This is a genomic window from Pseudoalteromonas sp. MQS005 (assembly GCF_001661605.1).
GTDB classification, from domain to species: Bacteria; Pseudomonadota; Gammaproteobacteria; order Enterobacterales; family Alteromonadaceae; genus Pseudoalteromonas; species Pseudoalteromonas tetraodonis.
Genome location: NZ_LYRQ01000032.1, coordinates 35822 through 50824 on the forward strand (window position 1 = coordinate 35822; position 15003 = coordinate 50824).

The 15003-nt window shown below is 40.7% G+C and carries 14 protein-coding genes; 10 read left to right on the forward strand and 4 right to left on the reverse strand.

Annotation, left to right across the window (positions count from 1 at the left end; genetic code table 11):
* The first annotated feature begins 126 nt into the window (after positions 1–126).
* From A9479_RS12230 to A9479_RS12245, 4 genes are all read left to right on the forward strand, one after another.
* Positions 127–1101 carry a GlxA family transcriptional regulator gene (locus A9479_RS12230; RefSeq protein WP_064663554.1) on the forward strand — a complete coding sequence of 325 codons (975 nt, stop codon included), beginning with the start codon at positions 127–129 and terminating at the stop codon, positions 1099–1101.
* Between the two features lie 59 nt (positions 1102–1160).
* Positions 1161–2018, forward strand: coding sequence for a patatin family protein (locus tag A9479_RS12235; protein ID WP_082918331.1), 858 nt, complete (start codon positions 1161–1163; stop codon positions 2016–2018).
* Between the two features lie 206 nt (positions 2019–2224).
* Complete coding sequence (locus A9479_RS12240) at positions 2225–4249, forward strand: ATP-binding protein (protein WP_064663555.1); 2025 nt, start codon at positions 2225–2227, stop codon at positions 4247–4249.
* Between the two features lie 48 nt (positions 4250–4297).
* Positions 4298–4489 carry a DUF3185 family protein gene (locus A9479_RS12245; RefSeq protein WP_013463077.1) on the forward strand — a complete coding sequence of 64 codons (192 nt, stop codon included), beginning with the start codon at positions 4298–4300 and terminating at the stop codon, positions 4487–4489.
* Between the two features lie 95 nt (positions 4490–4584).
* On the opposite strand, the gene ahpF is transcribed toward A9479_RS12245, so the two are convergent.
* Together ahpF and ahpC are read right to left on the reverse strand one after the other, a co-directional pair.
* Positions 4585–6162 carry an alkyl hydroperoxide reductase subunit F gene (gene ahpF / locus A9479_RS12250; RefSeq protein ID WP_064663556.1) on the reverse strand — a complete coding sequence of 526 codons (1578 nt, stop codon included), beginning with the start codon at positions 6160–6162 and terminating at the stop codon, positions 4585–4587.
* 164 nt (positions 6163–6326) lie between these two features.
* The gene (gene ahpC / locus A9479_RS12255; RefSeq protein ID WP_008115650.1) at positions 6327–6896 is read right to left on the reverse strand and encodes an alkyl hydroperoxide reductase subunit C; all 570 of its coding nucleotides are present in this window, start codon (positions 6894–6896) and stop codon (positions 6327–6329) included.
* Positions 6897–7194: 298 nt separating this feature from the next.
* On the opposite strand from ahpC, the gene A9479_RS12260 reads away from it, so the two are divergent.
* The 3 genes from A9479_RS12260 (at position 7195) to A9479_RS12270 (ending at position 8896) form a co-directional block, all read left to right on the forward strand.
* Complete coding sequence (locus tag A9479_RS12260) at positions 7195–7614, forward strand: DUF3429 domain-containing protein (protein WP_064663557.1); 420 nt, start codon at positions 7195–7197, stop codon at positions 7612–7614.
* A 67-nt stretch (positions 7615–7681) separates the two neighbouring features.
* Positions 7682–8080 carry a hypothetical protein gene (locus tag A9479_RS12265; RefSeq protein ID WP_028834167.1) on the forward strand — a complete coding sequence of 133 codons (399 nt, stop codon included), beginning with the start codon at positions 7682–7684 and terminating at the stop codon, positions 8078–8080.
* Positions 8081–8086: 6 nt separating this feature from the next.
* Positions 8087–8896 (forward strand): class I SAM-dependent methyltransferase, encoded by an 810-nt coding sequence (locus tag A9479_RS12270; RefSeq protein WP_064663558.1) that lies wholly within the window; start codon positions 8087–8089, stop codon positions 8894–8896.
* On the opposite strand, the gene A9479_RS12275 is transcribed toward A9479_RS12270, so the two are convergent.
* Complete coding sequence (locus tag A9479_RS12275) at positions 8893–10503, reverse strand: GMC family oxidoreductase (RefSeq protein ID WP_064663559.1); 1611 nt, start codon at positions 10501–10503, stop codon at positions 8893–8895. The genes A9479_RS12270 and A9479_RS12275 overlap by 4 nt on opposite strands.
* Positions 10504–10592: 89 nt before the next feature.
* Between A9479_RS12275 and A9479_RS12280 the strand changes: the two genes are divergently transcribed.
* The 3 genes from A9479_RS12280 to A9479_RS12290 all read left to right on the forward strand — a co-directional run bounded on the left by A9479_RS12280 (position 10593) and on the right by A9479_RS12290 (position 13696).
* Positions 10593–11594 (forward strand): AraC family transcriptional regulator ligand-binding domain-containing protein, encoded by a 1002-nt coding sequence (locus A9479_RS12280; RefSeq protein WP_033103062.1) that lies wholly within the window; start codon positions 10593–10595, stop codon positions 11592–11594.
* A 37-nt stretch (positions 11595–11631) separates the two neighbouring features.
* Positions 11632–12633: a Gfo/Idh/MocA family protein gene (locus A9479_RS12285; protein ID WP_064663560.1), complete on the forward strand. Its 1002-nt coding sequence runs from the start codon at positions 11632–11634 to the stop codon at positions 12631–12633.
* A gap of 193 nt (positions 12634–12826) precedes the next feature.
* Entirely contained in the window at positions 12827–13696 is an 870-nt protein-coding gene (locus A9479_RS12290) for a DMT family transporter (RefSeq protein WP_016899600.1), read from the forward strand.
* 76 nt (positions 13697–13772) lie between these two features.
* On the opposite strand, the gene A9479_RS12295 is transcribed toward A9479_RS12290, so the two are convergent.
* Positions 13773–14867, reverse strand: a complete 1095-nt coding sequence (locus tag A9479_RS12295; protein ID WP_064663561.1) for an NADH:flavin oxidoreductase/NADH oxidase — start codon at positions 14865–14867, stop codon at positions 13773–13775.
* Positions 14868–15003: the final 136 nt, after the last annotated feature.

A 15003-nucleotide genomic window follows, 5' to 3' on the forward strand; every position in this document is an offset into this window, starting at 1 on the left:
ATTTAAGTTTATAAGCTATCACGGCTGTGACAGCCGTGTTGCTGCGTTTGCACCGTGACAGCTTATACTTTATAGTCGGTTGCAAATAGTGTCCTAAAGGACGGTAGTCGATGATATTAGGCCAAAATGACATTACTCTATGAACATACCGTTGCGATTGTTGCTTATAACAATATCAGTTTATTTCACCTATCTATTCCGTGTAGTATTTTTGGTGAAGACTTAGACCGCGTGGGCGCTCGTCCATATAAAGTTACAGTATGTACAGAAACTGTAGGTCTGGTGCCAACACTTTCTGGCTTTCCCATAGAAATAAAACAAGACCTGTCAATACTTGAAACTGCTGATACTGTCATAGTACCCGCGTGGTGCGATCCTGATATACCCGCCTCAACAGCTTTACTTAATGCACTTCGCCGTGCACATGCTCGTGGAGCAAGAATGGTAGGTTTATGTTTAGGCGCTTTTGTGCTTGCTGAAGCAGGTATATTGGATGGCAAAACAGCATCAACCCACTGGGTATGGGCTAACGACTTCGCAAAAAAATACCCAAAAGTAAACTTTGATAACGATGTACTGTACATTGATGAAGGAAATGTTTTTACCTCAGCAGGCGCCGCTGCCGCAATTGATTGTTGCCTGCATTTATTACGTCGTGATCACGGAGCAGATATTGCCAACAGCGTGGCCAGACGCATGGTTGTGGCGCCTCACCGCAGTGGAGGACAAGTACAGTACATAGAAAAACCCATTCCTCGACACATCGATAGTAACCGTTTAGAGCCGGCTATCACTTGGGCACTAAAAAATTTAACTAAACCTTTAACAATCGATGAACTCGCCAGTAAAGCAAGTATGAGTCGCCGTAATTTTTCTCGACTTTTTAAAAAAGCAATGGGCACTACATTTACACAATGGCTGCTGAGTCAACGTCTAACCATCGCGCAGCAGCTATTAGAAACAAGTAACCACAATATAGATAGAATTGCTAATCAATCTGGGTTTTCATCGAGTGTTAACTTTCGACAGCAGTTTTTAGCCGCTTTCTCTATTTCACCTTCCGCTTACAGAAAGCAATTTAAAAGTAGCGAGCCGCAATAAAAAGTTACTCGCACATGCGCAAATCACTTGTTAGCATGAGGTATTATCAAAGGATGGAAATGAGCATGACGAACAATAATCATACGTTAGTCGTTGAAGGTGGTGCAATGCGCGGTATTTTTGCTGCAGGTGTGCTTGATGAGTTTTTAGAGCAAGGATATCAACCCTTTAATCGGTATTTTGGAGTATCAGCTGGTGCTACAAATGTGGCAGCCTATTTATGTAAGCAGCCAACACGCAACTACAAAGTGATCACCGATTACTCCTGCAGGCCAGAATTTATTAATCTCGCACGTTTTATCAAAGGCGGCCATCTATTTGATTTAGATTGGCTGTGGCAAGAAACAGTTCGTGAAATCCCCTTGAATACCGACGAATTCTCGCAATCTCGTTACGATTTTTATATTGTTGCAACAGCAATAGATTCAGGTAAAGCTCACTATTTGCAAGCAACGGGCAATGAAATGGTTGAGCAATTAAAAGCCTCTTGCGCCATCCCAATCGCTTATCGGGATTACCCAACAATAAACGGGATCGCAATGACCGATGGTGGCGTTGCCGATTCTATTCCGGTAAGAAAAGCCTATGAAATGGGTGCATCAGAAATAACAGTTATCCTTTCCCAACCTTTAGGCTATCGTAAAAAAGACAACAAAGTACCGTGGTTAACTAAACAACTCTATAAACAGAGCCCTGCGCTTGCAGAGGCCGCCATACAGCGTTCTAAAAATTATAATGACAGTATTGATTTTTTGCACAATGCTCCGTCAGATTGCAAAATAAATATTATTGCGCCACCAACAGGGTTTAAAGTCGGCCGCACCACTAAAAATCGAGCTATACTCAATTCAGGCTATCAAATGGGCATAAATGAAGCTAAAACTTACCTAGGTAGCCCTAGGTTGCGTGAGAAATGAACATAAGCTATAAAATCAACCTATAAGAAGTATACAGTGATATAACCTTTGAATTTACAGCTTACTCCAGCTATTAATTTTTAAACCAACGGGGTAATGTAATAAAGAACGATGTGTTCGTCGTCCTATTGCAAAAAAACAGATTAAATTTAGGCGTGTTTTTTGCATTAAATTTTGTGTACACACCAAATAAATTAAGGGTTTTTGTGAATTTTCTTCGATGCTTTCATAATATAGTCTCAGATCAGCAGCTAAGCTTTGATCAAAAAATTGCAGACTTACTTGCTTTTGGGCTCGATGTTTTTCAGCTCGATTTGGCTATTATCAGCCGCGTAAAAAATAATTCTTACACTGTTTTACATGCTATTACCCCTGACAATTCTCTTGCTATTGGTACTGAGTTTGAGTTAAACGGCACCTATTGTACACATACTTTGTTGGCCAACTCTGCACTGGCGTTTCATAATGCGTCGCAAAGTAGTATTGCAAATCATCCTTGCTATATTAATTTCCAATTGGAGGCGTATATTGGAGCGCCTATACGAATAGGTACTGACGTATTTGGAACTGTTAACTTTTCATCAGCTCAAGAATGCGCCCCTTTTAGCGATGAAGCTTATGATTATATTGAATTATTAGCTCAGTGGTTGGGCTCAGAATTTGCGCGCAATCAGGATAAAGTTAATCTCACTAAAAATAGTGACACCTTATTGAAACTTGAAAGCGTTGCAAATATAGGCACATGGGAAGTCGACCTAATAGACAATAGCATTTTTTGGAGCCAGCAAACTCGACGTATTCATCAAGCCGAAGAAGGCTATACTCCAAACATGGAAACAGCCATTGAATTTTATAAAGCGGGTAAAAGTCGAGATAGCATTAATAAAGCGGTAGAAAATGCGGTATCTAAGGGTGAAAAATGGCATTTAGAGCTGGAAATAGTTACCGCAAAGCAGCAAAATATTTGGGTGTCGACTTTTGGAGAGGCCGAGTTTAACAACGGCAAATGTGTGCGATTATTTGGTACTTTTCAAGATATAACTGAAGCCGTTAAGTTACGCGAAGAGTTAAAACAAAAAAAAGCACTTGCAGAACAACTCCTCCAAGACCGTAGTATGCTGTTTGCCAAAATTAGTCATGAGCTTAGAACCCCGCTTAATGGTATTACGGGAATGTTAGCGACTCTCATTGATGAACACGATTATGACAAGCGGGCAGAAAAAATTAAAGTCGCCCTTCGAAGTGCTGACATTTTATTAAGTATTATTAATGAAGTACTCGATTTTTCAAAAATAAATCATGGTGAGTTAAAACTGGAGCCTCACCACTCTCTACTTAAAACGGTATTTACCGATTTGGTTTCTTTATATTCGGTATTGTTTAGTAATAAACACATTGAACTGCTAGCCACTAATCTCATTCCTAATGATGTTTGGGTATACTGCGACACCTCTCGATTAAGCCAAATTGTCTCTAATTTACTAAGTAACGCGTTAAAATTTACAGAGCATGGATCTGTTTCTCTCTATTCGCAATTAGCATTAGACACAAAACACCCTTTACTTACCATTAAAATAACCGACACGGGTCGCGGCATGAGTAAAGCGTATTTAAACTCATTATTTAAGCCTTTTACCCAAGAAGTTGATGCTAACAACAATAAAGGCGGCACCGGATTAGGTTTAGCAATTGTTAAAGAACTCGTTGGTTTTATGAATGGCAAAATTGAAGTAACGAGTGAGGTTAATGTGGGTACGTGTTTTACCTTAACTATCCCGATTGAACTTGGCAAACAACAAATACAGACACCGAGTCTTAAATTGATTAATAATCATGGTGCCAAATTATCAGTACTGGTGGTTGATGATAACGAAATAAACCGCCTTGTATTAGAAGCTGCGCTGGATAAGTTTAATATAAAATCAGACTTTTCCATAGACGGCCAAGACGCAATTTTAAAGTGCAAACAAAAGCATTACGATCTTATTTTTATGGATTGTATTATGCCAATACTTGATGGTTTTGAGGCTACCAAACAATTAAGATCTAATAACATTTGTAGCCCCAAAAGCACATATATCGTCGCTCTGACGGCTAATGCTTCTTCCCAAGATAAACTAAGCTGTAAACAAGCGGGCATGGATATGTTTATAGCCAAACCATTTAAGCTTCCAGCAATAGAAGAAGCAATTACAAATACATTAAAAAGGCTGAGCGTAGCCACATTATAATAACGAGTGTCGCTCAGATTAACTTGCACTAGAAAACAAAGGATCATTATGACAAATAAAATTATTGGTATTGTACTTATTGTTATTGGTATCGCACTGGCAATATGGGGCTATGACGTTTATGACTCAGCAGCCTCTCAGGTTACCCGCGCATTAAACGGCGAAACACCTATGGAAGCCTGGCTTGGCTTTATTGGTGGCGCAGTCTGTATTTTAGTGGGTATTACCCGACTTAAATAGCGCTCAAAAAAGCCGCCTTTGGAGAGGGCGGCTTGGGTGAACAAACAGCTATGGGTGAGAGCTGTTATATCAAGAGACTTTAAGCTAAAACACTATTAAGCAGCGCTTTGCTCTGCATCGGGCGTTTGACGAATTAAATAGTCAAACGCACCTAGGCTTGCTGTTGCGCCCGCCCCCATCGCAATAATAATTTGCTTAAATGGCGTAGTGGTTGCATCACCTGCAGCATAAACGCCTTGTAACGATGTTGCGCCTTTGGCATCAATGAGTATTTCACCAAATTGGCTCAGTTCAAGGTCGCTGTCTTTCAACCATTCGGTATTAGGTATTAAACCAATTTGTACAAATATACCGGCTAAGTTCAACTGTTTACTCACGCCGCTAAGGCGGTCGGTATAACTTAACCCCGTTACTTTTTTGCCATCACCTAGTACTTCCGTGGTTTGGGCGTTTTTAATAATAGTGATGTTTTTTAAGCTATTAGCTTTACGAATAAGTACCTCATCGGCGCGTAACGTATCAGCAAATTCAAGTACAGTAACGTGTTCAACTATATTGGCTAAATCAATTGCCGCCTCAATACCTGAATTACCACCACCAATAACCGCAACCGGTTTACCTTTAAATAGAGGCCCATCACAGTGCGGGCAGTATGCAACGCCATGGCCTTTATACTGTTGCTCACCGGCTACATTCATTTCGCGCCAGCGTGCACCGGTTGCTAGTACGAGTGATTTTGCTTTTAATACAGCGCCATTTTCTAGCGTAATATCATACCCATTACTGCCTTTTTGCAGGTTTGCCGCGCGTTGGTTGTGCATAACATCAACATCGTATTCTTTAACGTGTTCTTCCAACTGAGCCACCATTTTTGGCCCTTGCGTTGCTTTTATTGAAATAAAGTTTTCAATCGCTAATGTATCAGCAACTTGACCGCCAAATCGCTCTGCTACAACCCCAGTACTGAGCCCTTTACGTGCTGAATAAATAGCTGCCGAAGCACCAGCTGGCCCACCACCGACGACAAGTACATCAAACACCGACTTTTCATTGAGTGATGCTGCTTGGCGCTGTGCACCTTTGCTATCCACTTTATTTAAAATATCAGTGAGGCTCATGGCCCCTTGGCTAAAAGGTTCACCATTTAAATAAACAGCGGGTACAGCCAGTATGTTTCTTTGCTCAACTTCATCTTGAAATAATGCCCCATCAATCATGGTGGCTTTAATATTACTATTTGTTGCTGCCATAGTATTAAGTGCCTGCACAACTTGCGGGCAGGTTTGGCAACTCAAGCTAATATACACTTCAAAATTAAGTGTTTGTTCAAGTGTTTGTATTTGTTCAATGTCATCTTTACTTGCTTTACTAGGGTGACCACCCGTATTTAATAGCGCTAACACTAAACTAGTAAATTCGTGTCCCATAGGTACACCTGCAAAGGTAATATGGGTGTTTTTTTCTGGTGAATGCACCACCATAGAAGGCCTGCGGGCGCTAGTGTCGGGATTATTTATTACACTAAACTTATCGCTTAGTGACGCTAAATCGCTTGCTAGACTTTCTACTTCTGTTGATTTTTTGCTGTCGTCCAAGGCGATAAGCAGCTCAACAGGCTGAGTCAGCGATTCAAAATGGCTTTTTAGTTGGTTCTTTATGTTGTTGTCTAACATGGCTTAGCCCCTTAAGGAAAATTAAAACAGCAAGGTTCCCATGCCATCAGTGCATGTGCGAAATTTTAGAAACGTGTGATGGCGTGGGAGAGTGCCCAGTGAACCTATACAGGCTCACTGGTATTAGAGTCATGTTCTACTCTAAATTTAGATAGTGGTAAGGTTTAAATCTTACCAACTAGGTCTAGTGAAGGTGCTAATGTGTCTTCACCTGGCTGCCAAGATGCAGGACAAACTTCGCCATCATGTGTTGCAATGTATTGCGCTGCTTGTACTTTACGAACAAGTTCTTTAGCACTGCGACCAATGCCTAAGTCATGTGTTTCAACAACTTTAATTTCGCCCTCAGGGTTCATTACAAATGTACCGCGAAGTGCTAAACCATCATCTTCAATCATGACACCAAAGTTACGTGTAATGCGCCCTGTTGGGTCACCAATCATTGGGTAAGTAATTTTACCGATGGTGTCTGACGTGTCATGCCATGCTTTGTGCGTAAAGTGTGTATCTGTTGATACTGAATAAACTTCAACGCCCATTTCTTGTAACTGTGCGTAATGATCTGCAAGGTCACCTAATTCAGTTGGGCATACAAATGTGAAATCTGCAGGGTAAAAGAAAAAGATAGACCACTTACCTAATACGTCTTTTTCAGTGAGTTCTACAAAGTCACCATTGTGGTAAGCTGTTGCATTGAAAGGTTGTAATTTTGTGTTAATCAATGAAGTGCTCATAGTATTCCTCATTTATGTTTAGTGTATTTATAAAAGTTAACGCTGTATGCGTTGGCTTGATTAATACAATAAGGCCATTGAGAAATTAAATAAAATTGATTGTTTAGATTAAAACAATCGATTTTTAAGATTACAAATCCAAGGAGTGATCTACTGCTTACTTTTAAGCGTTAAAGCAGTTACAACTCAGCTACCACTCATAGTCAGTTGCGCTATATTGATTTTAATAAGATTACACTGCACATCCTTGCTACAATAACGTGGTTTACATTACACAACCTTCAAAGGCATTTCATTTATGGAAAAATTCGTCAATCACATTCAACTTGGCTATTTGGGCTTATTGCCATTTTTAGGCTGTGTGGGCTGGCCACTTATGGTTGGCAGTAACAGTGTAAATTTAGAGTTTTTTAGTTTTTACAGCATTGCTATTTTAGCGTTTATGGCGGGTAATTTATGGCATGCAGGCCAACAAAGCTTTGCCGATGCGATTAAAGCAGTGCTACCGGTCATTCCTATTCCGTTTTTATCATTCTTGCCGATTGAGTGGATGCTTGCTTGGTTAGGCGCGAGTTTTTGGTTAGTACTGACTTTTGAAAAGGCCACAATACAGTGGCAGGGTTATCATAAAGATTATCAAAAAATGCGTTTTGTGCTCACATCAGTGGTATTTGTGTGTCATATCTTAATTATTGGTATGAGTATTTACCCTAAATAACACGCCATGGCTTAACCATTGGTCTGTAATAGGGTAACATCCGCGCACTGTATTGAGAGGACACACCATGATAGACCAATTACGCCAACAGCTTACTGACCTTGGTGAGAATTTTGTAGAAAAAAACGCGGCTTTTAAAATTAAAGTTATCCCGTTTTTTTGCGCTATTAGCATAAAAAAAGATCATAAAAGTGAGGGGCGTCTTTCTTTTTATTCAAATCAGCTCATTGAAATATTTATGGTGGTGTTGTTTGTTTTATTTGGCTTAGCCATTTACGACCCTCAAGCCGGTTTTACTCATGGCCCTATTCATATTGTGTTTGCTATTTTGATTACCTTTAACTTAATTCTTAAACAAGTTGCCATTGAAGGGTTAAAAACGCGTTTAGCTATGTATAGGTTGCATCAACAGCTGATTAATACACCGCATCCTGACACATCGCCTGTTACTAATAAAAACATATAATTTAATATGTATTTAAACCCAAATTGGAACATACTCACGGTAGGTGATGGCGACTTATCGTTTTCAAACGCGCTTTACAACCACATTAAACCGCAAAAGTTAGTTGCCTCAACCTATGATGCAGCTGCAACTCTTACAGAAAAATACCCCGATAACGCGCTTGCCTCACTTAAAGCACATAAAATTGATGTGCTTAATGAATTTGATGTCACCAACACACAATGTTGGCAACAACTAGCCGAGCACCTAAACAGCTTTGATGTAGTGATTTTTCAATTCCCACTTATTCCTGCGTTTATTGGTCGCGACGCATTTGAGAAAAATACACGTAATAACAGCATGAACGTGCTTAACCGTGCGTTACTGCATCAATTTATAAAATATGCCAATGAGTTTGCCTTGAACCCACAAGGCCCTGGGTTATGTTATATAACCTCAAAAGATGTTAAACCGTATCGTGAGTGGAATATTGAGGGGAGTTTAAATACCCATTTAAACGCGGCATGCCAAGGACAAATGCCATTCGATATCAGTCGCTTTGATGGCTATAAAATTCGCAATGTCGACCGTGACAAACACGTCAAAGACACCAGCGGTATTACTTATGTATTTAGTGAAAATACACTACCCGAACTAAGTGATATGTTAACAACCCCTAATTATCTAACTGATAATTATTGCCCGCTTTGCCGTGTGGGGCCGTTTTTAGCTGACGAGGATAAAAGTAAACATTTTGCCGCTAAAAAGCACCTACAAATGGTCAAACTAGAGCAAGACTGGCAGCAATGGTTAACGGCGTTTTATAAGTCAAGTTAATCACAAAGTGCAGCTTGCTTTATTAAGTCAGCTGCTTTTTCTGCAATTGCTATTACCCCAGCATTGGTATTTCCGGTAATAATACTGGGCATAATAGAGGCGTCTACCACCCGTAAATTTTGCACACCGTGAACACGTAATTCGCTATCAACCACAGCCATATCATCTTGGCCCATTTTGCAGGTTCCTACGGGGTGATATTCTGTATCGGCTGTTTGCCTAATAAACTCAATAAGCTGCGCATCATCATTAATATCAAGCGGATACACCATATCTGCACGAATAATATCAAACGCTTTGCTTTGCATTATGCTTAATGTTTTTTTAAGCCCAAGTAGCATAACCTGTAAATCATCGGGGTGGCTTAAATAATTAGGATCAATGAGTGGCGCACTTAAAGGGTTGGCATCCGCTAAACGAATAGTGCCGCGGCTTTTAGGGTGCATTATGCTGCTATGAATACTGTATCCATGGCCATAATGCAGTTTACGGCTGTGATCGTCCACCAGTCCAATAACAAATTCAAGTTGCACATCGGGCACAATAGAATCTGTAAATAAGTTTATAAACGCATGTGATTCGGCAAAGTTACTGGTTAGCTTTCCTTCACGTTTGGCAAACCAATCAACGCATCCTTTTGCAATATTAAACGCACCGCTGGCACTTATTCCAAATGTGCCTTGCGAATATTTTGCTTTGTATAATGGCACAACGGTTAAGTGATCGTGCAAATTACTGCCTACACCTTCTAATGGGGTTACAAGCTCAATGTTATGCTGCTTTAAATGATCTGCAGGCCCCACTCCCGATAACATTAAAAGTTGGGGAGAGTTAATCGCACCGGCACTTAAAATAACTTCTTTATGGGCATTTAGCACATAGCTTTTATTATTAACTGCAACTGTTACACCAGTTGCAGCTCTCCCGCAAAAATTAATTTTATTTACCTGCGCATCAGTGAGCACGGTTAAGTTTTTACGAGCTAAATTAGGTGTTAAGTACGCTTTTGCCGCACTGCAACGCTCCCCTTTATGTTGAGTGACCTGCGATAACCGCGCACCTAGCTGTTGCTGCGCATTAATATCGTCATTAAGGGCTACGCCTTGCTCTTGGCATGCTTTTAAAAACAGCTGATTAACTGGGCTTGGTAAACTTAGCTCTTGCACATGTAAGGGGCCATTTACACCATGATATGGGCTGTTGGTAAAGGTTTTGTTGTTTTCAGCTTTGATAAAATAAGGCAGCAAACTGGTATAATCCCAGCCGGTATTTCCCATAGCGGCCCAGTTGTCGTAGTCTTTTTTATTCCCTCTTATGTACACCATGGCATTGATTGAACTTGAACCACCAAGCACTTTACCTCTGGGCATAAACCCACAGCGGTTATTAAGCTCTTTTTGTGGCACCGTATTGTAATGCCAGCTATTAATGCCATAAGGCACACTAGCTGCAACTCCCGCAGGCATTTGCACCATAGCACTTTGGTCACAGCCACCGGCTTCAATTAAACACACACTCACATTTTTATTTTCAGATAATCGCGAGGCAACAACACAGCCGGCACTGCCTGCGCCAATCACAATGTAATCAAATGAGGTAGTATGCATAAAATATCTCCCATTAAAAAAACTACTTTGCATGGATTATCTACTAAAAACTTGATATTTTTAGACACCTCTTCACTAATGCAATTGTTATGAGCAGCCTAATTAAAGCCACTTCTTTACAGGGAATTGATACATTAATTACCGAACTAGGTGGTGATACAGCAAGCATTATGCGCCATTGCGCCATTGAGGTAACGTTAAACTCCCTTGAAACCCAAAGCTTAACTTATCGCCATTATGCCGAACTTTTAGAATACTGCGCTCATAGCTTAAACTGCCCAAGTTTTGGTCTTAAACTCGCTAGCAAACAAAGTTTTGATATTTTAGGGCATATCGCTATCGCCGCTAAAAGTGGAACTGATTTAGGTGAAGCGCTTACATGGGTAATTAAATACCTGCACTTACATACACCCGCACTTAATTTAACCACGCATACACTTGAAGATGACCAAAATATATTTTTATCATTCGAAATAAAACTCAAGCCTTTACCTGTTATAAATCAAGTTATTGAATTAACAATTGCACTGGCGCTCGCCACCTTAAAAAAAGTGAGCCAAAATCAATGTAAACCCATTAAGGTATTTTTACCGCAAAAGCTTGATGCAAATCTGCGCGCTTACCATCAGCACTTTGGCTGCAACGTTATTGAACACAGAAACAGCGCCGGTATTTTAATCGCCAAAAACGATTTATTATTGCCACTTAATGTTTCTGATCAACACAAAGTACAAGCTGCATTAAACTTTTTAGCCGCTAATAATGCGCATACTCAGTCGTTACCTTCGCAAGTAAGTGCACTTATTCGACCCATGCTGCCCCTTTTTCAATGCTCAAACCAAACGATAGCAACGGCACTTAATATGCATCCTCGCACCTTACATCGTGAACTTAAAAAACATAACACCAGCTTTGTAAAACTAAAAGATGCCACTCGCCGCGCATTATGTGAACACTATTTAATGCAAAACCAATTTTCTATTTCACATATTTCCGAGCTGTTAGGTTATCAAGAACAAGCCACATTAAGTGCCAGTGTAAAACGCTGGTTTAACTGCTCTGCCCGCGCATTTAGAGCAAAATATTGTTAAACTGCAGAGCTGTGTAAAATACATAAAAAGGCTAAACATGAATTTTGTGATTGTAGGTACCAATTTTATTAGCGACACCCTACTTGATGCGGCAAGTACTCTGAGTAATTTTAATTTATACGGTGTGTGTTCTCGGGCAGAAAGTAGCGCTGAGCGATTTTTAGCTAATCACCCCACTCATTCTCAAGCAAAAATATTTACCTCCATTGACGCTGTTTGCCAAGACGAGCTTGTAGAGGCAGTATATATTGCCGCACCAAATAGCCTGCATAAAGACTATGCTGTGCAATGTTTAGCTGCGGGCAAACACGTACTTGGCGAAAAACCCTCAGCAGCAAATAGTCATGAGCTTACTGCTATTTTAACGGCTGCTCAAAAACATCAACGTTTGTACATGGAAGCGATGATGACAACGCATTTACCTAACTTTGCTGTTTTAAAAAACGCATTAAAAAGAATCGGTACACCGCGTAAATTTATTGGCCAATTTAGCCAATATTCGTCTCGTTACGATAAGCTCAAAAACGGCGAGCGCCCTAATACCTTTTTGCCTGAATTTGCAAATGGCGCATTAGTAGACTTGGGTATTTACCCACTTTATTTACTTATAGCACTGTGGGGCGCACCAAACAGTGTGCACGCCAGTGGCGTATTACTAGAAACCGGTGTTGATGGTGCCGGCGATGTACTTTTAAATTATGCAGATAAACAAGCGGTAATTAGTTATTCAAAAATATCGCAAGGCGAGAACATAACCGAAATACAAGGTGAGTTAGGCCGTATTCGTATTGAAGCTGTATCGCAACTTAAAAAAGTGGAATTCATCGCTAATAATGGCCAAAAAGAAACAATAAGTACAGATTTTGATGAGCATTTTATGAAGTATGAAGTGGCGCACTTTATTGAAATGATTGAGCAAAGTGCATTAGAGTCACATATTAACAACCACCAGCTTTCACGCGATGTGATGACGGTACTCGATACCGCCCGCGCACAATTAGGCGTTATATACCCTGCAGATAGTAAAGCTAAACTATAAATTTTTACTCAATCAGTCAGCCCTCATTACCTGCCACCTCAATCTTAAAAAAGAGTAACGCTTATTTTTCATTCAGCCCAGTGATAGCCTCTCATCACTGGGGACTCCATGTAAAACGTTAATTTACATTTACCTGCGTAGGTAAAAGCAGGTAATATGCGCCGCAATTAAATGGCAATATTTAAGGACGACCATGCAAAAATCAACCAAAGAGCTATTACTGGCTATTTTATGCATATTGCTTGCAATGATCACTATTCAGTCTGGGGCTTCACTGGCTAAGCAGCTTTTCCCTATTGTTGGCCCTGAGGGCACAACGGCCTTACGTTTAGGTTTTTCTGCCGCTATTCTTTGTTTAATTTTTAAACCTTGGAGACACTTTCCGGTTGCAAGCCAGCGTTTACCCATCTTAATTTATGGTTTGAGCCTAGGCGGCATGAACATTCTATTTTATTACGCCATTGAACGTATTCCACTGGGTATTGGTGTTGCGCTTGAATTTACCGGGCCACTTGCCGTTGCGTTATTTTCATCAAGACGAAAGCGTGATTTATTTTGGGTTGCTTGCGCAATTACCGGAATATTATTACTGTTACCCGATATGAAAGGCCAAGAAAGTTTAGATCCAATTGGCGTGATTTTAGCGCTTGCAGCGGGTGCGTGTTGGGCAGGTTATATTTTATTTGGTAAAAAAACCGGCAGCCAAAGCTCTGGTGGCGCAACGGTAGCGATGGGCATGACCATTTCAGCTATTGTGCTTGTACCTTATGGTGGCATATCACAAAGTGCCGCATTTACTTGGGATATTATTCCGTTAGGTATTGCCATTGCGGTACTTTCAAGTGCCCTACCTTACACTTTAGAAATGATCACATTGCGGAATATGTCGCCGCAAGGGTTTAGCATTATGATGAGCCTTGAACCCGCTATTGCAGCACTCGCTGGCTTAGTTATTTTAGGTGAACTACTTAGCATTTGGCAGTGGCTCGCTATTTTATTAGTTATTATTGCCTCGGTTGGCAGCTCAACGTCAAACAGTAAAAAGCAGCCAGTTCCTGCTTAATATTTAATTAAATATTAAACTACCGAGACACACAAAACCCACGCTATTTGCTTGGGTTTTGTAGTTAAGTCATTCACTATTTTATAGGGGATGGCTTGCCATGTGGGCTTGAGCGCAAATATTGCTTTGGTGCCTGCACTTGCGCGCCCAACTCGGCCGCAGCATGCCAAGGCCAATGTGGGTTATATAAAATCCCCCGCGCTAAAGCGACACCATCAGCACGTTCATCACTAATAATACTTTCAGCTTGCTGCGCCTCGGTAATTAAACCCACTGCTATCACTGGCATATTCACAACCTGTTTAATGGCGGTTGCAAACGGCACCTGAAAATTCTTAGCAACAGGTATATCTTGCTCAGGGCTTAAACCCGCAGTGCTTACATGAATAAAGTCACACCCTAACGCGTCAAGCGCTTTTGCCAGTTCAATTGATTGCGGTAAATCCCAACCACCATCTACCCAATCGGTTGCTGAAATACGTACACCCACCGCTTTATTGCTTGGAAATGCCGTTCTTACAGCTTTAAATACGTCGAGTAATAATCGCATTCTATTTTCTAGGCTACCACCGTATTGATCATCACGTTTGTTTGCCAGCGGCGATAAAAACTGGTGTAGCAAATAACCGTGCGCGCCATGTATTTCAATTAAATCAAGGCCTAACTCGTCAGCGCGCTTTGCCGCATTAACAAAGTCATTTATGAGCGAATCTATATCATCTTGGTTCATCGCTTTGGGAATGGGGCTGTTTTCATCATAGGCAATGGCTGATGGCGCAACCGTTTGCCAACCATTGAGGTGATCGGGTATAAGTGCCCCACCGCCATCCCATGGTTTATCGGTTGACGCTTTACGACCTGCATGGGCTAATTGAATACCAATAGGCATTGGGCTGTATTGTCTTACGGCCGTTAAACTTTTTGCTAATGCAGCTTGGGTTGTATCATCCCATAATCCTAAATCGGCGTAACTAATTCGCCCTTCGGGATTAACGGCCGTCGCTTCTAAAATAAGTAAACCCGCTCCACTTAAACTCAATTGCCCTAAATGAATGGTATGCCAGTCACTTGCAGCCCCATTGTTGGCCGAGTACTGGCACATGGGTGCAATAATAATTCTATTCTCTAGGCTTAATTTACCAAGTGACAATGGTGAAAACAGCTTTGACATTATAAATCCTCATATAACTGACTCACAGCCACAGCTAAACTGTGCTGTTGTTGTTATCAATAATTAAACATGTATTTATAAAGGTTATGGGGGGGGAATATTCATTTTTATAGTGTTTATAAAAATATAAGTAATG